Here is a 22,144-nt window from a genome sequence, read left to right on the forward strand (position 1 = left end):
CGTCACCTCAGCTTCAAGGTTGCGAGACCGGCCATGGCGAGCACGACCGAGATGATCCAGAAACGGACGACGATGGTCGGTTCCGCCCAGCCCTTCTGTTCGAAGTGATGATGCAGCGGCGCCATGCGGAAAACACGCTTGCCGGTCAGCTTGAACGAGACGACCTGCACGATGACCGACACCGCCTCGAGCACGAAAAGTCCGCCGATGATGGCGAGCACCAGCTCGTGCTTGGCGGCCACAGCCACCGTGCCGAGCGTCGCACCAAGCGCCAGCGAGCCTGTGTCGCCCATGAACACCATGGCCGGCGGCGCGTTGTACCAGAGGAAGCCGAGCCCCGCGCCGATCAGCGCCCCGCAAATAATAGCGAGTTCGCCTGTGCCCGGCACGAAATGCACCTGCAGATAGTCGGCAAAGACCGCGTTGCCGACGAGATAGACGATGAGCCCGAGGCTCGCCGCCGCGATCATCACCGGCACGATGGCAAGCCCGTCAAGCCCGTCGGTCAGATTGACGGCGTTCGACGACCCCACGATCACGATCGCGCCGAACACGAAGAAGAAGCCGCCAAGCTGCAGCAGTACGCCCTTGAAGAAGGGCACCGTCAGCGCCGTTTGCAGCGGTTCGTTGGCGACCAGCACCAGCGCCCATATGGCCGCGATCGCGATGATGAATTCGAAAAAGAGCTTCACCCGTCCCGGCACGCCCTTCGGCGAAATCTTCGACACCTTGAGATAGTCGTCGGCAAAGCCCACCGCGCCGAAACCGAGCGTCACCAGAAGCACGATCCACACATATTTGTTCGAGAGATCGGCCCAGAGCAGCACCGCCGGCACCAGCCCGACGAGAATGAGAAACCCGCCCATGGTCGGCGTGCCCTGTTTCTGCACGATATGCGTCTGCGGCCCGTCCTCGCGGATCGGCTGGCCGCGCCGCTGCCGCGACTTCAAGAGCGCGATGATGCGCGGCCCGAACAGGAAACTGATCAGCAGCGCCGTCAGCGTTGCCCCGCCCGTTCGGAACGTGATGTAGCGGAACACATTGAGCGCCGGATATTCGCCGCCCATGCTTCCCAGAAAATCGTACAGCATCCCCTATCCCCCCCTGTTGCGCCGGAGGCTGGCGCCGTCGTCGTCGCCCATCCCCTTGAGCATCTCGACCAGCGGCCCCATCCGCGAACCGAGAGAACCTTTCACCATCGCGACATCGCCGGGACGGATCGCATCACGCAGCAACGGCGCAAGCGCATCGGACGTCTCGGCATAGCCGCCCTGCATCGTTGCCGGCAGCGCCTTGAACATTTCGCGCATATGCGGCCCGCAGGCGAAAACAAGGCCGATCCCGGCCGCCTCGACATCGGCGGTGAGCGCGCGATGCATCGCGGTCGATGTGTCGCCAAGCTCCAGCATGTCGCCCATCACGGCGATACGCCGGCCGCTTCCCGCCGGACTGGCCTGGCCAAGCGCCGCAAGCGCGGCACGCATCGAGGCCGGATTGGCGTTGTAGCTTTCGTCGATCACCGTGAAGTCGCCGAGCGGCGCCGTGACGACATGCCGTTCGCCGCGTCCCTTTGGCGCCTTGAGATGCGCCATGGCGAGCGCCGCCAGCGCGAGGTCGGCGTCGAGCGCCTTGACGCAGGCCAGCACCGCAAGGCTGTTCATCGCGATATGGCGCCCCGGCACGGCGAGCTTGTAGGTCACCTTCTGGCCGCAGATCGTCGCCGAGACGCAGGAGCAATCTTCCTTCAGGGCAATCTTGTCGAGCCGCGCATCCGCCTCGGCGTGTTCGCCGAAGGAAATGATCCGCGCCGCGACGCGCGTCTCGGCCCGGGCGCGCAACCGCGCATAGTGCGGATTGTCGCGATTGAGGATCGCGACGCCACCCTCTTGCAGCCCGTCGAAAATCTCGGCCTTGGCGTCAGCGATCTCTTCCATGGAATTGAAGAAGGCCATGTGCACGGCCTCGACCGTGGTGATCAGCGCGACGAAAGGCTCGACGAGCTTCGACAGGGGTGTGATCTCGCCCGGATGGTTCATCCCCACTTCGAAAATGCCGAACCGCGTATCGGCCGGCATCCGCGCCAGCGACAGCGGCACGCCCCAGAGATTGTTGTAGGAGGCCGCCGAGGCATGCGTCGGTCCCTGCTCGGACAGCACGAAGCGCAATGCTTCCTTGGTGCCGGTCTTGCCGACGCTGCCGGTCACCGCGACGATGCCGGCACGCGCCCGCCGCCGTGCCGCGCGTCCCAGCGCATTGAGCGCGGTCAGCGTATCGGCAACGACGACGAGCGGCCCCGCCGCACGCATCTTGTCTGTCGGCTTCGACACGATCGCCGCCGCCGCACCCATGGCGAACGCGCCTTCGACGAAAGCGTGTCCGTCCGAATTTTCGCCCGCAATGGCGACGAAGAGATCGCCCGCCTGCAGCGTCCGGCTGTCGATCGAAACGCCCGTGGCGGCCCAGCTTGCGCCTTCGGCCTTGCCGCCGGTCGCCGCGATCGCATCGGCTTGTGTCCACAACGGCGTTGTCATGCGCCACCGCCGATCTTCCGCGCCGCCGCCGCAATGGCGTCGTGATCCGAAAACGGGATGACCTTGTCGCCGACGATCTGGCCCGTTTCGTGTCCCTTGCCGGCCACGACGAGCACATCCCCGGCTTCGAGCGCCCGCATCGCCGTTTCGATGGCCTGGGCCCGGTCGCCGATTTCGGTGGCGCCGGGGCACCCCTTCAGGATCGCCGCGCGAATGGCGCTCGCGTCCTCGCTGCGCGGATTGTCGTCGGTGACGTAAACCCGGTCGGCTAGCCGCGCCGCGATCTCGCCCATCTGCGGGCGCTTGCCGGCATCGCGGTCGCCGCCGCATCCGAAAACGACGGCGAGCCTGCCTGCCGCATGCGGCCGCATCGCCTCGATCACGTTTTCCAGCGCATCGGGCGTATGGGCATAATCGATATAGACGGCCGCGCCCGACGGCAGATGTACAGCCTCTTCCATGCGGCCGCGCGCGCCGGTGAGATTTTCGAGCGCCTTGAAGACCTGCGCCGCCTTGCCCCCGCAACCGATGACGAGACCGGCGGCCACCAGCGCGTTCGATGCCTGGAAGGCCCCCACAAGCGGCAATTGCACTTCATAGTTGGCGCCGTCATGCACCAGTTCCAGCGTCTGGCCCCGCGCCGTCGGCCGCGCCGCGACGAGACAGATGCCGCGTCCCTTGCGCCCGACCGAAATGATCCGGTGTCCGCGCGCCCAGCACAGCGCTTCGAGCTCCGCGGCTTGCGCGCTGTCGGCATTGACGACTGCGACGCCACCCGGCCCCATCACCTCGCCGAACAGGCGCAGCTTCGCATAAAGATAGTCGTCGAAGCTCGTGTGATAATCCATATGGTCGCGCGTGATATTGGTGAAACCGGCGGCGGCGAGCTTCACCCCGTCGAGCCGGTATTGCGCGAGCCCGTGGCTCGACGCCTCCATCGCGAGATGCGTCACACCTTCATCGGCCAGCGCCGCGAGTTCGGCCTGGAGCGCCACCGGATCGGGCGTCGTGAAGCCAAGCGGCCGTGTGTCCCTGGTCCGCTCGACGCCGAGCGTGCCGAGACTTGCCGCTTCCAGACCGAGCATCGCCCAGATTTGCCGTACGAAAGTTGCAACCGACGTCTTGCCGTTGGTCCCTGTCACCGCCGCGACGGTCCCGGGCTGCTTGCCGAAAAACCGCGCCGCCATAAGCGCGAGGCGCCGGCGGGGATTGCGCACCGCGATCACCGGAATGCGGGCCTCGACCTTGGCGCCTTGCGGCACCAGCAAAGCCGCCGCGCCCAGTTCCAGCGCTTGCGGAATGAAGCGGCTGCCGTCGAGTTTGGTGCCGGGCAGCGCCGCGAAAAGAAATCCGGGCCTGACCGCGCGGCTGTCCGCCGTCAGGCCGAGTATCTCCGTGGCTCCCCCTTCAGGGAGCGGCGGGAGGTCGGACCCCATCAACGCCGCAAGCTGCATATCTCCCATCATTCCCGTTCGCCGTAAACGCATACGCTCGTCGTCACTGCCCGCCCGCCTCGAAAGATACAAGCTTGGCTTCACGCAACATCTCCAGTTCCTGCGGCTTGGTCGCCGGGCGAAGCCCGAGCAACGGCGCCACCCGCGCCACGACGCGCGCCGTCACCGGCGCTGCGTTCCAGCCGGCCGTCGCATAGCCGAAGGTGTCCTTGGTCACTTTCGGTTCATCGAACATCACGATCATGGCGTAACGAGGATCGTTGGCCGGAAAGGCGCTGATGAACGACGTGATGAGCTTGTTGCGCGCATAACCGCCGTTCTCGGCCTTTTCGGCCGTCCCGGTCTTGCCCATCACCGGATAACCGGGCACATCGGCCTTCCGCCCCGTGCCTTCCGCAACCACCATCCGCAGCAACCCGCGCATCGTCTGGCTGACCTCGGTCGAGATCACGCGCGCGCCAAGCTGCGCCTCGTTGCGGCGCAGGAAGGTCGGTTCGACCTTGAAGCCGCCATTGACGATGGTCGCCACCGCGCTGACGACCTGGAGCGGCGTCACGGCGATGCCGTGGCCATAGGATGTCGTGATGGTCGACAATTCGGTCCAGGGCGCCGGCGTCAGCGGCGAACCGGCTTCCGGCAGTTCGATCTGCGGCTGTGTCAGCATGCCGAAGCGGCGCAGATACTCGCGGTGCACGTCGCCGCCAAGTTGCAAGGCGATCTTGGCCGTACCGATATTGGAGGAATGAACGAAGACTTCCGGCACGCTCAGCCAGCGGTTCTGGGCGTGGAAATCGTGAATCTTGAAGCGCGCCACCTGCATCGGCTGGCTCGCATCGAAATGCCCGTCGAGCCCGACCTTGCCGCTGTCCAGCGCGGCCGCCAGCGTCACCGCCTTGAAGACCGACCCCATCTCGTAAACGCCGAGCGTTGCGCGATTGAACCGCGCCGTTTCGGGCGCGGCCATCGGATCGTTGGGGTCGTAGTCGGGCAGCGAGGTCATGGCGACGACTTCGCCGGTATGCACATCCATGATGATGCCGACGGCGGCCATCGCCTTGAACTCTGCCATCCCCTTTTCGAGCTCGTCCGTAAGTGCGTGTTGCGCCTTGAGATCGATCGACAGCATCACCGTCCGGTTGCGATCGAAGCGCGGCGCACCGAACTCGTCCTGGCGGGCAAGCACGCGGTCCATGTAGCGCTCGATGCCGGCGGTCCCGTTATTGTCGATATCGACCATGCCGAGCACGCTGGCGCCGGTCTTGCCGTTCGGGTAGACGCGCTTGCGCTCGTTGCGGAAATCGAGACCCGGCAATCCGAGGTAATGCACGGCATATTGCTGGCGCGGCGCAAGATCGCGCTCGACCCACATGAAGGCGCGGCCGGACGCAAACTTCGCCGTCATGTCCGCGACATCGAGATCGGGCAGCACGGTCGCGAGCTGCCGCGCCGTTTCGGCGGGATCGATGATGCTGCGGCTGTCGGCATAGAGCGAGGCCGTGCCGATATCGGTTGCCATCACTTGGCCATTGCGGTCGACAATGTCGGGCCGCTGGATCGGCGCCGCGCTGTCGATCGCGGCAACGCGCGAACTGCCGTCGCCGCCGATGATCGCAAGCCCGACAAGCCGCGCGCCCACCAGCGCGAAGCAGGCGGCAAACACCGCAATGGCGAGCGTGATGCGGCGCTCCGACGGCGTGCGGCCGCGGCCCGCGCCTGAGCGCGTGGCCTGGCGCGGCTTGGCGATGGCATCGCAACCTGGAAGGAGAAAGCGTGTCTGCGAAGGGGTGCGGCGTCCGATCATTGGACCGACCTCCCGCCGCTGATACCTTCGGGCCTGGTGCCGGCATAACCGCCAAGCGGCTGCCGCCCCGACGGCGCGTAAAATTCATCCGCCATATGCGGCATCGGCACGTCCTCGAACTCGCCAATCTGGCTCGCCGTCAGCGGCTGCAATTCGGTGTAGCGCGCGGCAAGCTCCTGCAGCCGTTCCGGTTGGTTGAGATAGCTCCACTCGGCGCGCAGCACGCGAATGGCGTCCTGCTCGGCGGCAATCTGTGCCTCGAGCCGCCCGGCGGCACGGTCGGCGCTCTCGGCGCGGTACTTGATGTCGTAAAGGCCGACCGACAAGGCGATCACGGCGACGACGAGCAGCAGGTTGATGAACCGGATCATGCCCGCCCTCCTGTCGGCGAAAGCCGGTCGAGCGAGGGAACCGCGCGCAGACCGAGCGCGGCGACGTCAAGCGGCAGCGCAGGCGCGCTCGTCCGCTCGGCCGCCCGCAGCTTCGCCGAGCGCGCGCGGGGGTTGATTTCGATTTCGGCGTCCGGCGCCTTGCGCGCCTTGTGTTCGATTTCGTGGAACGACGGCGCCGCTTCGTCGCGCTCGGGCATGTGCCGGTTGGCGCGTCCCGCTCGCCCCGTCCGCGCAGTCAGGAAGCGTTTGACGGCGCGGTCTTCGAGCGAATGGAACGTGACGGCGGCAAGACGGCCGCCCTCATGAAGCAGCTCCTCGGCGCCGGCAAGGCCGCGCGCCAGTTCGCCGAGCTCGTCATTGACGAAAATCCGCAGTGCCTGGAAAGTCCGTGTCGCCGGATGGATGCGGTCCTGCGGGCGGCGCCCGATGACCCGCGCAACCGTCTCCGCAAGCTCCAGAGTCCGCTTGAATTCGGCCTGCGCCCGCGCCGCGACGATCGCCTTGGCAACGGCCCGCGCGCGCTTCTCCTCGCCATAGACGGCGATGATGCGGGCAAGATCGCCCTCGTCGAACGTGTTGACGACATCGGCGGCGGACGGCCCCTCGCCGCCCATCCGCATGTCGAGCGGTCCGTCCTGCTGGAACGAGAAGCCGCGTTCGGCCTCGTCGAGCTGCATCGAGGAAACGCCGAGATCGAGCACGACGCCATCGACCGTCGCGTGGCCAAGCGCCCGCACCAGCCGCACCATGTCGCCGAAGCAGCCTTCGATCAGCGTCAGCCGCCCGGCGAATTCCGATTCCAGTGCCCGGCCCCTGAGGATCGCGCTCGGATCGCGGTCGATCGCCAGCACGGCGCAATCGGCCGCACCGAGGATGCCCCGCGTATAGCCGCCCGCGCCGAATGTGCCGTCGACATAAATCCCGCCATCGCGCGGCCGAAGGACATCGAGGACATCGGCGAGCATCACCGGAATATGAGGGGCGTTGCTCCGGCCGCCGTCGCTCATCTGCCGCCTCCGTCCGTTGTGGGAGGCTGCGCCTTGAGCATGGCGCGGAAGCCCGGCACTTGCTTCTTCGCTTCGACGGCGAAGACCTCGTAAGCCTTCGGCTCCCAGATCTGGAACCGTTCACCGGCGCCCACGAAAGTCGCCTCGTCGGCGATGCCGGCCATCTCGCGCAGACCCTCCGGCAGGATCACGCGGCCGTCGGCATCGAACATCAGTTCGGCGCTTTCGCCGAGCAGCACCGAGGCCAGCATGTCGCGCTCGGTCGAGAACGGATCGAGCCGCGCCAGCATCTGGTCGATCTGATTTGAAAACGCCGGCCCGCAGCCCTCGATGAAACGGCCCTCGTTCAGCGGCGGAAAGCAGATGATCCCGTTGAAGCCCTGGGCGACCGTCACGGCGCGAAACTTCGCGGGCACGGATACGCGCCCCTTCGCATCGATCTTGTTCGTGAAACGCCCCCGGAACGACTCCATCGGCCCACATCTCCCCTCTCTCGGGCTGCTCCCTCCTGCCTGAGGGAACTTGTGCCCGCGGGACAGGCGGACGCTTTACGGGCGCGGCTTGGCCTTATACGGGACATCATGGGATAACATGGGATTTCATGGTCGTCAATGGGAAAGCCTAGTATTTTCGCGGTTTTCCGCCCCATTTTGACCCGTCTCAACTGTCTTAACAGATCGTTAAAACTGTCGAAAACTTGAGAACACAAGTAGAACATTTGTTCTCCTCAGTCATCGGGATCGGAGCCCGCGACACGCCGCATTCGCGCATGGCGCCGCGGCGGCACCGCGCCCGCTTTGTGACAGTTTCATGACAGTTTTTTGACAGAGGGGGTGTCAGATGGCCTGTAAGCCGGGTTCTGTGCCCTTGCGGGCGATGGCCATTCATCTGGGACGCCCGTTGCCGGACGCCTCAAGCAACCAACCCGGGCGGCGGCCCGGAAACGGGTTTCTCAAGCTAAGCGCCTGAAATGCCGCCCCTATTTGGTCTTGCTCCCGGTGGGGTTTGCCGTGCCGCGCCCGTTACCGGCCGCGCGGTGCGCTCTTACCGCACCCTTTCACCCTTACCTCGGCCCGAAGGCATGAGGCGGTCTGCTTTCTGTGGCACTTTCCCTGAGGTCGCCCTCGCCGGCCATTAACCGGCACCGTGTCTCCGTGGAGCCCGGACTTTCCTCTGCGCTTTCGCGCAGCAGCCATCCGGCCATCTGACCTGGATGAGATGGGCCTGAAAATCATCCGCGTCAAGACGCTTGCGGATCGCGCAGCCAATCCCGACATTGCCTGCAACGACAATCCGAACAGGGAGAAATGCAATGAAGGCCGCTGTCTATTACGAAAACGGTCCGCCGAGCGTATTCAAATACGAAGACGTTCCCGATCCCGAATGCCTGCCGCAAGGCATCGTCATCAAGGTCGAAGCGGTCAGCATCGAGGGCGGCGACACGCTGAACCGCGCAGGCGGCGAACTTGCCACGGTGCCGCACATCGTCGGCTACCAGGCGGCGGGAACGATCGTCGAGGTCGGCGCAGAGGTCACTCACCTCAAACCCGGCCAGCGCGTAACGACCGTCAATGTCCACGGCTCCCATGCCGAACTACGTTCCGTGTTCGCGCGCACCGCATGGGTGATCCCGGACAGCATGGACATCAAGACGGCATCTGCCATTCCCGTTCCCTTCGGCACCGCGCATGATTGCCTTTTCGAATTCGGCCATCTGAAAGCCGGCGAGACGGTGCTCGTGCAGGCCGGCGCCGGCGCGGTCGGCCTCGCCGCCATCCAGCTCGCAAAGAAAGCTGGTGCCACAGTGATTGCCACGGCATCGAGCGACGAGCGGCTCGAAGGCCTGAAGCAATACGGCATGGATCACGGCATCAACTACAGGACGCAGGATCTCGTCGTCGAAGCGAAACGCCTGACCGACAATAGGGGCGTCAACCTTGTCGTCGATCCCGTCGGCGGCTCGACCCTGCAGAAATCGATCCTTGCGCTCGGCTATCGCGGCCGCATCTCGATGGTTGGCCGCGCCGGCCGCGAGGACATGCGCGTCGATGTCTCGACGATGATGGGGGGCAATCAGTCGCTGTCGGGCGTTTTCCTCGGCGCCGAAATCTTCACCGACCGCGTCCACGACAACATTCAGAAGCTGATCGACGACATTGGCCGAGGCGACCTCAAGGTCGTTCTGGACAAGTCTTTCGCGTTGAAGGACGCGGCGGCGGCGCATGAATACATTGAAAGCCGCAAAGCCTTCGGCCGCGTGACGCTGATCCCCTAAGCCGCAACCTTCGCGGCATCGACAAGGCGGCGAAGGGTGGCGACGGTCGAAAGATCCGCCACCCCGTCGACCTTCTCCGGCCGGAAATGCCGCTGGAAGGCAGCGACGACGGCCTGCATTGCCTCATCGTAGCGGCCCAGAACTTCAAGCCCGTAGCCATAGTCCGCCAGCAAGAATTGAAGCTCGGCAACATTGTCGCCGCGGTCGCCGAGCGACAGCGATGGACCTTCGACAAGGGGTTCCGGCGCAACCCAGAGCCCGATCCCGGCGCGCGCCAGGCTCGCCCAGTCGAACCACTCGCCGGGATCGGCCTTGCGCGCCGGCGCGACATCCGAATGGGCAAGCACGCGCCTTGACGAAATCGGATGACGCGAGAGGACGTCGAGACATAGCGCCTCGACCGCCGCCATTTGCACATCCGGATAGGACGGCGAACCGAAATCGTGTCCGCCATTGGCGATCTCGATGCCGATCGAACAACCGTTGATGTCGCTCTCGCCGGCCCAGCAGCCGACACCCGCATGCCAGGCACGCAAATGTTCCGGCACCATCCGCGTGACGCGCCCGCTCTCATCGACGAAATAATGCGCCGAAACTTTCGCGTTCCTGTCGCATAACCGGTCAAGCGCCGCTTCGGCACTCGCCATGCCCGTGTAATGCAGCAGCAGGATATCAACCGCGCGTCCTTCGGGACGTTCGTCGAAGTTCGGCGAAGGCCGCTCGTCGCACGGGAAAGTCATCAGGGCCCAGTATCCACAATCCGCTTCTGGCGTATCGACACGATCAGAACGCCGGTCAGCGCGACCAGTGCGCCGACAAGCATACGCTCCGTCACCATTTCGCCAAGCAGGGTGACGGCAAAAAACACGGTGAAGACCGGCGCCAGCAGCGTCAGCGGCGCGGTTTGCGTCACCTCATAGCGCTGCAGCAGGTAGTAGATGCCCGCATGACCAACAAGGCTGGATGCGAACGCGACATAGAAGACGCCGGCCCATTCCATGAGGTTGGCCTCGACAAGCGCCTCAATCTGCCCCTGCTCGACCGCGAGCGAGGCGGCGATCATCAGCGGCGCCGCGGCGACTGCCACCCAGGCCTGCATTTCGAAAACGCCGACATTCCTGATTTGGCGTTGATAAATCGTACCCACCGAACCGACCAGCGCCGAGGCAACGACGAACAGAAGACCGTCGATATAGGTAAAGACCGCCGGGTCGAAGCTGATGACCATGACACCGGCAAAGGAAAGGATGATGCCGAGCCAGCGACGCCAATGCACCTGCTCCTTCAAGAAGACGATCGACATGATCGTCGCGAAGGGCACGCCAAGCTGGCTGGTGACGGCAACGACGGAAGCCGTGGACAGCGAGAGGCCGACAAAAAACAAACCAAAACCGACTGGTCCGGCACACAACGCGATGATGATGACCTGTTTCATCCGCCCTTCGTGAATCTTCAGGAACGGAAACAGCACCATCACGATCAGCGTGAAGCGCAGCGCCGCGAAAAGCAGCGGCGGAAAATGATCGAGCGACACCTTGGCCGCGATCAGCGCGAAGCCCCAGATGAAGTTGATGAGGACCATGAAGCCCAGATGGAGCGGTGTCATCGCGAATCCATATCTTCCGAAAGCCCCGTCCGGCCGGTGCCCCGCGGGCGTTGTTAGCGCAGCCCGAAGGCTGCGCATAGGGCCCGTAAGACCCCCTCTGTCATCAAACTGTCAAAAAACTGTCACATACGGCACGGCGGCAATTTTTTGGAGTGTTTTCCCGACCCACTTTCCCGGGTTAATTTATCTCCTACAGGCCCCTGGAAACGAGTTATCCCCGCCCGGTTGGCGGACGCACCCCCATTTCGGTGGCTTGTCTTTACTTTGACTATACTTGCGGAGAGGCCAGCCATTCACCCGATCGGATTCGCAACACGGAACCGATGTTCCGAGCGATCTCCAGCTCAGGCCGCGATGCCCCGCGCCCGAACAATCCTGTCATAGGCGACGTTGATCGCCGACAGCTTCTCGTTGGCAATGGTAACGAGCTCCTTCGGCACGCCGCGCGCGATCAGCATGTCCGGGTGGTTTTCCTTCACGAGGCGGCGATAGGCCTTCTTGAGGTCGTCGTCGGAAATATCGGGCGTGATGCCGAGCACGAGATAGGGATCGCCCTTTTCGTGTCCGAGATGGCTCGCCCGGATACGCGCGAACTCGATCTCCGAAAAGCCGAAAATATCGGCGACGGTGCGCAGATACTCAAGCTCCTGCGAATGGACATAGCCGTCCGCCTTGGCAATGTGGAACAGCGCGTCGAGCACGTCTTCCAGAACGGCGGGCTTGTCGGCGTAGATGCGCGCGACCTGGCTCGCATAGGCCTCGAAGCCCGCGACATCCTGCTGGGCGATCCGGTAAACGCGCTGCACGTTGCGCGCTTCCCCAGGCGGCACCTGAAAAATCTCCTCGAAGGCGCGCACTTCCGCATCGCTCACTTCGCCATCGGCCTTGGCCATCTTGGCCGACAGCGCAATGAGAGCGATCGTGAACACGACTTCGCTGTCCTGGAGTGCACGGTCGATGACGATATGTCCAGCGACCGCGCCCAGGAGCGCACCAAGAGGCCCACCGACAGCCAATCCGACGCCGGCGCCCGCGATTTTTCCCCAAATCGACATAGGCGCCAGCTTAGGATGTTTCGATCGCCTTCGCATCTGCGAAATACGAGCGACACCTTGCGGAAATCGGAGGCGGCCGCCCAAAAATGACCCTTTGCCTTTCCGTTTCCGCCCGGCCGGAGCCTGTGGCAGTTTGCCCGCCATGACGCATGACCCCCTGCCCGAAAACACAAATCCCCGGTGGGATTTCTGGATCGACCGGGGCGGCACCTTCACCGATGTGATTGGCCGCGCGCCGGACGGCAGCCTGACTGCAAGGAAGCTGCTGTCCGAGAACCCGGAACACTATGAGGATGCGGCGCTGCAGGGCATTCGCGACCTGCTGGGCGTGGCGGCGGGCGCGGCTTTGCCGGCCGGCCGCATCGGCGCGGTCAAGATGGGAACGACGGTCGCGACCAATGCGCTGCTCGAGCGCAAGGGCGAGCGCACCCTCTTTCTGACGACGCGCGGCTTCGCCGACGCGCTCGCCATCGGCTATCAGGCTCGGCCCCATCTCTTCCGTCTGAAGATCGAAAAGCCCGAACTCCTTTACGAGCGTGTGGCGGAAGTCGAAGGCCGCGTGACGGCCGAAGGCGAGGTGCTAGCGCCTCTCGACCAGGTAGCGGCGCGGACGGCACTGCAGGCGGCCCGTGACGACGGCATCCGCGCCGTCGCGATCTGCTTCATGCATGGCTACCGCTATCCGGCACATGAGAACGAGGCCGCGGCGATTGCCCGCGAAATCGGCTTCACGCAGGTTTCCGTCAGCCACAAGGCAAGCCCGCTGATCAAGTTCGTCTCGCGCGGCGACACGACAGTCGTCGACGCCTATCTCTCGCCCTTGCTGCGCCGCTATGTCGACGGCGTGGCACGCGAGATCGGCATTGATGACGATGAAACGCGGCTTTTCTTCATGCAATCTTCCGGCGCATTGACGGATGCCGCCCTTTTCGAGGGCAAGGATGCGATCCTTTCAGGTCCGGCCGGCGGTGTGGTCGGCGCTGCGGTGACTGCAGCCGAAGCGGGCTTTTCCCGCATCATCGGTTTCGACATGGGTGGCACCTCGACCGATGTCTCGCATTTCGACGGTGAATATGAACGAAGCCTCGAGACCGAAGTGGCCGGCGTCCGCATGCGCGTTCCGATGATGCGTATCCACACGGTGGCGGCAGGTGGCGGCTCGATCCTGCATTACGAAGATGGACGATTCCAGGCCGGTCCCGATTCAGCGGGAGCGAACCCGGGCCCGGCCTGCTACCGGCGCGGCGGCCCCCTTGCCGTCACCGACGCCAACGTGATGCTGGGCAAGCTGCAGCCCGACCTTTTCCCATCCGTCTTCGGCCCGACGCAAAGCGAGCCGCTGGACGCCGAAACCGTGCATGCAGGTTTCGCCGAACTCGCGGCGCGCATCGGCGGACGAACACCGGAAGAGGTGGCGGAAGGTTTTCTACGCGTCGCGGTCGAGAACATGGCCAACGCCATCAAGAAAATATCCGTCGAACGCGGCCATGATGTGACGGCCTACACGCTTTCCTGTTTCGGCGGCGCCGGCGGGCAGCATGCCTGTCTCGTCGCCGATGCGCTTGGCATGACCGCCATACATATTCATCCCTTTTCGGGGCTGCTCTCGGCCTATGGCATCGGCCTCGCCCGCATCGCCGCATCGCATGTCCGCGCGGTGATCCGCCGCTTCGATAGCGAATTGTCGGCAGAACTCGACACGGCAATCGTCGAACTCGCCGATGCCGCGCTGGCCGAGCTTGCCGCACAAGGCATAGAAAAGGCGCAAGCCCGGATACGGACGGTCCTGCATCTGCGTTACGAGGGCAGCGACACCACATTGCCCACCGACTTCACCTTGCGCGATCCACAAGCAACGATAGAAAGCTTCGAAACCGCGCATCGTGCCCAGTTCGGCTTCAGCTTTGAGGGCAAGACGGTCGTGGTGGAGGCGGTGGAAGTGACGGCGGAAGACACGACCCCGCCTCACCGCGACACGAAAAGCCCGGCGCCGGCGGCAACGGCGCCCGAACCGTACGACAGGCGGCGTATCCATAGCGGCGGCGAATGGCACGAGACCGATATCTTTCTCCGCGCGGATCTCGCCCCCGGTCACGAAATGGCGGGGCCGGCGCTCATCATTGAACCGAACCAGACGATCGTGGTCGAACCCGGCTGGCGCGCGGAGGTGACGGCGAAGGATCACATCGTCATGCGCCGCGTCGAGGCCCTGCCCGCGCGCACCGCCATCGGCACCGGCGCCGATCCGGTGATGCTCGAGATCTTCAACAACCGCTTCATGTCGATCGCCGAGCAGATGGGCGCGGCGCTGCAGAACACCGCCTCATCGGTCAATATCAAGGAGCGGTTGGATTTTTCCTGCGCTGTCTTCGACCGCGCTGGCGGCCTCGTTTCCAACGCACCGCACATGCCGGTTCATCTGGGCTCGATGGGCGCAAGCGTCCGCGCGATCATCGACCAGAACCCCGGCATGGGCCCCGGCGATGTCTTCGTGCTGAACGCACCCTACAATGGCGGTACGCATCTGCCGGATGTGACCGTGGTCGCGCCCGTATACGACGAGACGAGGACGACGCGGCTCTTCTATGTCGCGGCGCGCGGCCATCACGCCGATATCGGCGGCATCACGCCGGGCTCCATGCCCGCCCATTCGCGCAATGTGGAAGAGGAAGGCGTGCTGATCGACAACTTCCGCATTGTCGAGCGCGGTCGCCTGCACGAGGAGGAGCTGCGCAAACTGCTGACGGGCGGCAAATATCCGGCGCGCAATCCCGAGCAGAACATCGCCGATCTTCGCGCCCAGATCGCGGCCTGCGAAAAGGGCACGCAGGAGCTGCGCCGCATGGTGGCCGAATTCGGCCTCGATGTGGTCGAGGCCTACATGACCCATGTGCAGGACAATGCCGAGGAGAATGTGCGCCGTGTGATCGGGCGGCTGAAAGATGCAAGCTTCGAGCAGAAAATGGATGATGGCTCCGTCATCCGTGTGAAAGTGACGGTCGACCGCGAAGCACGCACCGCCCGGATCGACTTCACCGGCACGAGTGCGGAACTCGCCACCAATCTCAATGCCCCATCCGCCGTTGCCCGGGCGGCGGTTCTCTATGTTTTCCGCTGCATGGTGGATGACGACATTCCATTGAATGAAGGCTGCCTGAAACCGATCGAAATCGTCATTCCCGAAGGCTCGATGCTCACACCCCGCTATCCGGCGGCCGTCGTCGGCGGCAATGTCGAGACGAGCCAGGCGGTAACGGACGCGCTGTTTGGCGCCTTCGGCGCAATGGCCTCCGCCCAGGGCACCATGAACAACCTCACCTTCGGCAACGACCGCCATCAATATTACGAAACGATTGCCGGTGGCGCGGGCGCCGGACCCGGTTTCGACGGCGCCGATGCCGTGCAGACGCACATGACGAATTCACGCCTCACTGACCCGGAGGTGCTCGAATGGCGCTTTCCCGTACTGCTGGAAGAATTCAGCATTCGCCGTGGGTCGGGTGGCAAAGGAAAACACAAAGGCGGCGACGGCACCGTGCGCGCGATCCGCTTCCGTGAGAAAATGAGCCTGTCGATCCTTTCGACCCGGCGCGTTGTCGCGCCGTTCGGCTTGATGGGGGGAGAGGATGCGGCGAAAGGCGAAAACTGGATTCGCCGCGCCGATGGGGGAATGGAACGGCTCGACGGCGCCGCGCAGGCCGAGCTCGAGGCCGGCGATACCGTGATCGTCAGGACGCCGGGCGGCGGCGGCTTCGGAAAAATCTGACCGGTTGCATATCCTCTCGCACCGCGCATGATGCGCGGCAGAAAAATTGTGCGGGAGAAGAACAAATGCGTGCGATCCGTTGCGTCACCTATGGCGCGCCGTCCAACCTGGCACTCGAAGAAATGGACGAACCCGCGCCCGGCGACGGCGAAGTGGTGATCGAAACGGAGGCGGCAGGCCTCGGCTATGTCGACGCCCTCTTCGTTGCCGGTACCTATCAGGTGAAACTGCCGCTCCCCTTCATCCCCGGCAGCGAGATCGCGGGCAAGGTGGTTGCGCTGGGCGCCGGTGCGCCCGACGCGCTGATGGGCAGGCGTGTGATGGCGCTCACTCCGCGCGGCGCGCTCGCCGAAAAAATCGCGCTCCCTGCTGCAAGCTGCATTCCTGTGCCCGCCAACATGAGCGTGGAGGCCGCGGCCGGCTTCATCGTATCCTATTGCACCGCTCTCTACGGCTTCGAGACCTGCGGCGCTCTGCGTGCCGGCGAAACCGTGCTGGTGCTGGGCGCGGCAGGCGGCGTCGGCATGGCGGCAATCGACGTCGCGAAAGCGATGGGCGCAACGGTCGTCGCCGCGGCCTCGACGGCTGAAAAGCGCGCGGCGGCAATCGCGCGAGGCGCGGATTTCGCCATCGACTACACAGATCCGAACTGGCGCAAGGAACTGGAACCGCTGACCGGCCGGCGCGACGTGGACATGGTCTACGATCCCGTGGGCGGCGACTTCTCCGAGATGGCGTTGCGCAGCCTTGCGCCCGGCGGCCGCCACCTTGTCGTCGGATTCGCGGCCGGCACGATCCCGAAAATCCCGTTGAACCTTGCACTGCTGAAACGCTGCGCCATCGTCGGTGTCGATTGGGGCGGTTATATACGTGCGAATCCTGCCGACAACATGCCGCTGCTGAAGACGCTGACAAAATGGGTCGTGGACGGACGAATTAATCCCGAGCCGATGGCGAGCTTTCCACTCGCGGACGCACCGGCCGTGTTGCAGAACCTGCTCGACCGCAAAAGCGTCGGCAAGCCGGTGATCCGTTTCGGTGGCTGAACCACAAGCGCGGGCCGCCAAATGTCCACAGGCCTTGCGAACGGTCCGCAATGGGGTCAATTAATGACCGAATCGTGGCGGAACCGGACTTTTGCCCACATCGGATTCCTGACGCGGATTCAAGTGCTTGGAGGTCAAAGTTCAGACGGGCAAAAAACCATGCTGCAGCGCAGCCACGAAACTGCTTGCGAACCGCCCGAATTTTGCCCGAAAGTCTCCCTCCACCCACGACGAGTGGAGGCCGAAAATGATTGCAACGAAAGTCGGTTACCTCGCTACCGGGCTTGCGTTTTTCTTCGTCGGCGCCGTGGCGATGGGTTTGCTCTGACATCGACAGGACGAGAGTGACAACGGCGACAACGCCGTACCCCCCAAAAAATTCAGAGGGCGCGTTCGCAAGACGCGCCCTCTTCATTTGTCCGCCGTCAATCTGCCGCGCGCGGAAAGCGAGCGGCATAGGTTTCGAGCGGTAGGCGCGTGGCGTTAACCACGAATGAGACCATGTGATAAAGCCCGGCGAGGACGATCAGTTCGAGCAATTGCTCGTCGCTGAACTCGGCTTTGAGCGCGGCCCAAAGCGCATCGTCGACGGTGCTCGTATCGTGCAGCTGATCGACCAGCCGGACGATGAGTTTTTCGTGCGCGTTCCAGCAATCGGCATCCGCGCCCGGCGCCACCGTGGCGGCGATTTCCGCCGGACCGAAACCAACGCGCTCGCCGAAGAAGGCGATATGCACGCCCCATTCGTATTCGCCGCCGCAGCGCGCGCAGGCCCGGTCGATCGCAATTTCGCGTTCGCGCAGCGAGAGCGTGCCCTTGTCGAGCAGACCGCCCGCCATGAAGCGGCGGAAGACGCGCGGATTGCGCGCCAGCGTGCGAAACAGCACCAGCGGCTCGACGCCCGGCGGCATCAGTTTCTCGAGCGTCTTTTCCATGTCGTCGTCATAAGGCCTTGCGGCAGGTTCGATCCGGGGGATCATGGCACCATCTCCATTTTTGCTACGATTTCAGTAGCAAGAACATGGCGCTTCTCTTTCCGTAGCGCAAGAGCTAATCTGATGGCATGACGAAACCGCAGAAACCCGCTCCCCGGCCCGGCCGCCGCGTCCGCGGTTCGGCGACCGGCCGTCCGGTTATGGTACTGCTCGACCTCCTGGGACGGCGCTGGGTCTTGCGCATTCTCTGGGAATTGCGAGACGAGCCGTTGACATTCCGCGCGCTGCAAACCGCTTGCGGCGGCCTTTCGCCCAGTGTGCTCAACACACGCCTTGCGGAACTGCGTGACAGCCTGATCGTCGAACAGCGACCGGATGAAGGCTACGCGCTGACAAGGCAGGGGCGCGAATTGCTGACACAACTCGCGCCCCTCACGGCCTGGTCTGAAAAATGGGCGAAGAGTCTGGATTAACCCTCAGGCCGCTTCCTCTTCCGGTTCGGCGCCCGGCGCGTAGTTGAGGATTGGCGCAAGCCAGCGCTCGCATTCCTCAAGCGTCATGTTCTTGCGCGCGGCATAGTCGACGACCTGATCGCGGCCGATCTTGCCGACACCGAAATACTCCGACTGCGGGTGGCTGAAATAGAGCCCGCTCACCGCCGCGCCGGGCCACATGGCGCAGCTCTCCGTCAGTTTCATGCCGATCTTCGCCTCCGCGTCGAGCAGCTTGAAAAGCATGCGCTTCTCGGTGTGGTCGGGCTGCGCCGGATAGCCGGGCGCGGGCCGAATGCCTTGATACTTCTCGGCAATCAAATCGTCATTGCCGAGTTTCTCGTCGGCCGCATAGGCCCAGAACTCGCGGCGCACACGCTCATGCATGTGCTCGGCAAAGGCTTCAGCCAGACGATCGGCCAGCGACTTCGACAGGATTGACCTGTAATCGTCATTCGCCTCTTCGAAGCGCTTGGCGACCTCGTCCTCGCCGAATCCCGCCGTCACGGCAAAGCCGCCGACATAGTCGGCGATGCCGGTATCTTTCGGCGCGACGAAATCGGCAAGCGCCATGTTGGCGCGCTCCGACGTCCGCTTCATCTGTTGACGCAGCGAGTGAAGAACGGCAAGCGTCTCCTTGCGCGTGTCATCGGCGAAGAGCTCGATATCGTCATCGGCGACCTGATTGGCCGGCCAGAAGCCGATGACGGCAGAAGCCTTCACCCACTTCTCCTCGACCATCTGCTTCAGCATGGCCTGGGCATCTTCAAAGAGTCCGCGCGCCGCCTCGCCCACTTTGTCGTCCTGCAATATCTGCGGATACTGCCCCGAGAGCTCCCATGTCTGGAAAAAAGGCGTCCAGTCGATATAGGGCACGAGCTTGTCGAGCGGATAATCCTCAAACACTTTCGTACCGAGGAAACTCGGCCGTGTGGGTTTGTAGCCCTGCCATTCGACTTTGAGACGGTTCTCGCGCGCCGCCGCAAGCGTCTGACGATCCTTTTTTTCGCGTGCACCCGCATGCGCTGTCGCCATCTTTGCGTACTCGTCGCGAATGTCGGCAACGAATTTCCCGCGCGATGTTTCCGAGATGAGGTTCGAAGCGACGCCCACGGCACGGCTGGCATCGGTCACATAGATCGCCTGTCCACGCTTGTAATTCGGGTTGATCTTGACGGCCGTGTGAATACGGCTCGTCGTCGCCCCGCCGATCAGCAGCGGAATGTCGAAGCCCTCGCGTTCCATCTCCGCCGCTACATGGCACATCTCGTCGAGGCTCGGCGTGATGAGACCGGAAAGGCCGATGATGTCGACTTTCCTTTCGCGCGCGACCTTCAGAATCTTGTCGGCCGGCACCATCACACCGAGGTCGATCACCTCGTAGTTGTTGCACTGAAGCACGACGCCGACGATGTTCTTGCCGATATCGTGAACGTCGCCCTTCACCGTCGCCATCAATATGGTCGCAGCTGCCTCCTTCTGCGTCGCGCCGGTCAGTTCCTTTTCCTTCTCCATGAACGGCATCAGATAGGCAACCGCCTGTTTCATCACGCGGGCGCTTTTCACCACCTGCGGCAGGAACATCTTTCCGGCGCCGAACAGGTCGCCAACGATGTTCATGCCGTCCATCAGCGGCCCCTCGATAACGTGCAGCGGCCGCTCGGCCTGTTGCCGGGCTTCCTCGACATCTTCCTCGACATAGGCGTTGATGCCCCTGACCAGCGAATGCGCGAGACGTTCGTTGACGGGTTTCTCGCGCCAGGAGAGATCTTCCTCGCGCTTCTTGCCCGCGCCGCCCTTGTATTGTTCGGCTGCCTCCAGCAGGCGCTCGGTTGCATCCGGTCGGCGGTTGAGGATCACGTCCTCCACCCTTTCTCGCAAACCGGGCTCGATCTCGTCATAGATTGCAAGCTGGCCGGCATTGACGATACCCATGTCCATACCCGCCTTGATCGCGTGGTAGAGGAACACCGAATGCATGGCCTCGCGCACGGGCTCGTTGCCGCGGAACGAGAACGACACATTGGAGACGCCGCCCGACACATGCGCATAAGGCAATTGCTGGCGGATGCGCTGCGTCGCTTCGATGAACTCGACGGCATAATTGTTGTGCTCGTCGATGCCGGTGGCGACCGCGAAGATGTTGGGATCGAAGATGATGTCTTCCGGCGGGAAGCCCACAACTTCCGTCAGCAACTTGTAGGCGCGCTCGCAAATCTCGAATTTGCGATTGGCGGTGTCGGCCTGACCTTCCTCATCGAAAGCCATGACGACGGCCGCAGCGCCATAGCGCCTTACCTTGCGCGCGTGTTCCAGAAAGGCCGCTTCGCCTTCCTTGAGGCTGATGGAATTGACGATCGCCTTGCCTTGTACGCATTTGAGGCCCGCCTCGATCACCGACCATTTGGACGAGTCGATCATGATGGGCACGCGTGAAATATCAGGCTCGGAGGCGATGAGGTTCAGGAACCTGACCATCGCCGCCTGGGAGTCGAGCATGCCCTCGTCCATGTTGATGTCGATGATCTGCGCACCGTTCTCGACTTGCTGACGCGCGACATCCAGCGCTTCGTCGAAGCGATCATCAACGATCAGTTTCTTGAACCTGGCCGATCCCGTTACATTGGTGCGCTCGCCAATGTTGATGAAGTTCGCAATCGATTGAGTCATGAGATTCTTTATCTAACTTTCTTGAAGGAAAGGAACCGGCGGCCGGAAAAATCAGGCCGCCGTGAAGGCTTCGAGCCCGGACAACCGCAGATGCGGTTCGATCTGCGGAATATCACGCGGGCGAACGCTCTTCACCGCCTCCGCGATGGCGTGAATGTGCTCCGGCGTCGTACCGCAACAACCGCCGACAATGTTGACGAGACCGGATGCGGCAAACTCGCCGACGAGCGCCGACATTTGCGCGGCGTCCTGATCGTATTCGCCCATCTCGTTCGGCAGGCCGGCATTCGGATGCGCGCTTACATTGGTATCCGCAATGCGCGACAGCGTGTCGATATGCGGCCGCATCTCCTTGGCGCCCAGCGCGCAATTGAGCCCGATCGAAAAGGGCCTCACATGGCGCACGGAATTCCAGAAAGCCTCCGGTGTCTGTCCGGACAGCAGGCGGCCTGACATGTCGGTGATCGTGCCGGAAATCATGATGGGAAGTTCGAAACCGAGTTCCTCGAAAACTTCCTCCACCGCAAAAAGCGCGGCCTTGGCGTTGAGCGTGTCGAAAATCGTCTCGACGAGAATCGTATCCGCGCCGCCTTCGATGAGGCCTTTGGTCGCCTCCTTGTAGGCTGTCACAAGTTCGTCGAAATCGACGTTGCGAAAGCCCGGGTCGCTGACTTTGGGCGAGATCGACGCGGTGCGATTGGTCGGCCCCAGCACGCCGGCGACGAAGCAGACGCGTCCAGGGGTTTCGCTTTCGGCAATATCGGCGGCCTCGCGCGCAATGCGGGCGCTCTCGACATTCATGTCGTAGGCGAGGTGCTCGAGATGATAGTCGGCCTGCGCAATGGCCGTGGCGCTGAACGTGTTGGTTTCGGCGAAGTCCGCACCCGCCCGATAATACTTCAAATGAATTTCGCGCAGGATGTCGGGCTGCGACAGCGAGATCAACTCATTGTCACCCTTCACGTCAGAAGCATGATCCTTCAGCCGCTCGCCGCGGAAATCGGATTCGGTGAGCTTGTAGCCCTGGATCATCGTGCCCATCGCACCGTCGAGCACCAGAATGCGCTCTTTCACGAGAGCCTTCAGTTTTGCAATGCGTTCGTCTCTGGTCATGG

The 22,144-nt window shown here is 63.5% G+C and carries 15 protein-coding genes, 1 other RNA gene and 1 pseudogene; 4 read left to right on the forward strand and 13 right to left on the reverse strand.

Annotation, left to right across the window (positions count from 1 at the left end; translation table 11 throughout):
- Positions 1–2: 2 nt before the first annotated feature.
- The 8 genes from mraY to rnpB all read right to left on the reverse strand — a co-directional run bounded on the left by mraY (position 3) and on the right by rnpB (position 8,393).
- Positions 3–1,091 (reverse strand): phospho-N-acetylmuramoyl-pentapeptide-transferase, encoded by a 1,089-nt coding sequence (mraY, locus tag WEB61_RS14575; protein WP_368065067.1) that lies wholly within the window; start codon positions 1,089–1,091, stop codon positions 3–5.
- Positions 1,092–1,094: 3 nt separating this feature from the next.
- Positions 1,095–2,531: a UDP-N-acetylmuramoylalanyl-D-glutamyl-2,6-diaminopimelate--D-alanyl-D-alanine ligase gene (locus WEB61_RS14580; RefSeq protein WP_368065068.1), complete on the reverse strand. Its 1,437-nt coding sequence runs from the start codon at positions 2,529–2,531 to the stop codon at positions 1,095–1,097.
- Positions 2,528–3,997 (reverse strand): UDP-N-acetylmuramoyl-L-alanyl-D-glutamate--2,6-diaminopimelate ligase, encoded by a 1,470-nt coding sequence (locus WEB61_RS14585; RefSeq protein ID WP_368065069.1) that lies wholly within the window; start codon positions 3,995–3,997, stop codon positions 2,528–2,530. The genes WEB61_RS14580 and WEB61_RS14585 overlap by 4 nt, the downstream gene beginning before the upstream one ends.
- 31 nt (positions 3,998–4,028) lie before the next feature.
- Positions 4,029–5,786 carry a peptidoglycan D,D-transpeptidase FtsI family protein gene (locus tag WEB61_RS14590; RefSeq protein WP_368065070.1) on the reverse strand — a complete coding sequence of 586 codons (1,758 nt, stop codon included), beginning with the start codon at positions 5,784–5,786 and terminating at the stop codon, positions 4,029–4,031.
- Positions 5,783–6,157 (reverse strand): hypothetical protein, encoded by a 375-nt coding sequence (locus tag WEB61_RS14595; RefSeq protein WP_368065071.1) that lies wholly within the window; start codon positions 6,155–6,157, stop codon positions 5,783–5,785. Before WEB61_RS14595 ends, WEB61_RS14590 begins: the two co-directional genes overlap by 4 nt.
- Positions 6,154–7,185 (reverse strand): 16S rRNA (cytosine(1402)-N(4))-methyltransferase RsmH, encoded by a 1,032-nt coding sequence (gene rsmH / locus WEB61_RS14600; protein WP_368065072.1) that lies wholly within the window; start codon positions 7,183–7,185, stop codon positions 6,154–6,156. Before rsmH ends, WEB61_RS14595 begins: the two co-directional genes overlap by 4 nt.
- Positions 7,182–7,658: a division/cell wall cluster transcriptional repressor MraZ gene (locus WEB61_RS14605; RefSeq protein ID WP_368065073.1), complete on the reverse strand. Its 477-nt coding sequence runs from the start codon at positions 7,656–7,658 to the stop codon at positions 7,182–7,184. The genes rsmH and WEB61_RS14605 overlap by 4 nt, the downstream gene beginning before the upstream one ends.
- 359 nt (positions 7,659–8,017) lie before the next feature.
- Positions 8,018–8,393: RNase P RNA component class A (gene rnpB / locus WEB61_RS14610), an RNA gene on the reverse strand.
- A 104-nt stretch (positions 8,394–8,497) separates the two neighbouring features.
- Between rnpB and WEB61_RS14615 the strand changes: the two genes are divergently transcribed.
- Positions 8,498–9,460 carry a zinc-binding alcohol dehydrogenase family protein gene (locus WEB61_RS14615; protein ID WP_368065074.1) on the forward strand — a complete coding sequence of 321 codons (963 nt, stop codon included), beginning with the start codon at positions 8,498–8,500 and terminating at the stop codon, positions 9,458–9,460.
- Here WEB61_RS14615 and WEB61_RS14620 read toward each other — a convergent pair.
- The 3 genes from WEB61_RS14620 to WEB61_RS14630 all read right to left on the reverse strand — a co-directional run bounded on the left by WEB61_RS14620 (position 9,457) and on the right by WEB61_RS14630 (position 12,121).
- Positions 9,457–10,200: an N-acetylmuramoyl-L-alanine amidase gene (locus WEB61_RS14620; protein WP_368065075.1), complete on the reverse strand. Its 744-nt coding sequence runs from the start codon at positions 10,198–10,200 to the stop codon at positions 9,457–9,459. The two genes, WEB61_RS14615 and WEB61_RS14620, sit on opposite strands and share 4 nt — an antisense overlap.
- Positions 10,200–11,066 carry a DMT family transporter gene (locus WEB61_RS14625; protein WP_368065076.1) on the reverse strand — a complete coding sequence of 289 codons (867 nt, stop codon included), beginning with the start codon at positions 11,064–11,066 and terminating at the stop codon, positions 10,200–10,202. The genes WEB61_RS14620 and WEB61_RS14625 overlap by 1 nt, the downstream gene beginning before the upstream one ends.
- Positions 11,067–11,410: 344 nt before the next feature.
- Positions 11,411–12,121, reverse strand: coding sequence for a TerB family tellurite resistance protein (locus WEB61_RS14630; protein ID WP_368065077.1), 711 nt, complete (start codon positions 12,119–12,121; stop codon positions 11,411–11,413).
- 142 nt (positions 12,122–12,263) lie between these two features.
- On the opposite strand from WEB61_RS14630, the gene WEB61_RS14635 reads away from it, so the two are divergent.
- Together WEB61_RS14635 and WEB61_RS14640 are read left to right on the forward strand one after the other, a co-directional pair.
- Positions 12,264–15,887, forward strand: a complete 3,624-nt coding sequence (locus WEB61_RS14635) for a hydantoinase B/oxoprolinase family protein (RefSeq protein WP_368065078.1) — start codon at positions 12,264–12,266, stop codon at positions 15,885–15,887.
- 65 nt (positions 15,888–15,952) lie between these two features.
- Entirely contained in the window at positions 15,953–16,933 is a 981-nt protein-coding gene (locus tag WEB61_RS14640) for an NADPH:quinone oxidoreductase family protein (protein ID WP_368065079.1), read from the forward strand.
- Between the two features lie 425 nt (positions 16,934–17,358).
- Here WEB61_RS14640 and WEB61_RS14645 read toward each other — a convergent pair whose 3' ends face one another.
- The gene (locus WEB61_RS14645) at positions 17,359–17,913 is read right to left on the reverse strand and encodes a carboxymuconolactone decarboxylase family protein (protein WP_368065080.1); all 555 of its coding nucleotides are present in this window, start codon (positions 17,911–17,913) and stop codon (positions 17,359–17,361) included.
- Positions 17,914–17,996: 83 nt separating this feature from the next.
- On the opposite strand from WEB61_RS14645, the gene WEB61_RS14650 reads away from it, so the two are divergent.
- A complete protein-coding gene (locus tag WEB61_RS14650) occupies positions 17,997–18,341 on the forward strand; it encodes a winged helix-turn-helix transcriptional regulator (protein WP_368065081.1) in 345 nt (114 codons plus the stop codon).
- Positions 18,342–18,344: 3 nt separating this feature from the next.
- On the opposite strand, the pseudogene metH reads toward WEB61_RS14650, so the two are convergent.
- Positions 18,345–22,142, reverse strand: a pseudogene (metH, locus tag WEB61_RS14655) (methionine synthase).
- Positions 22,143–22,144: the final 2 nt, after the last annotated feature.

The organism is Parvibaculum sp. (assembly GCF_040882025.1).
Classification (GTDB): domain Bacteria; phylum Pseudomonadota; class Alphaproteobacteria; order Parvibaculales; family Parvibaculaceae; genus Parvibaculum.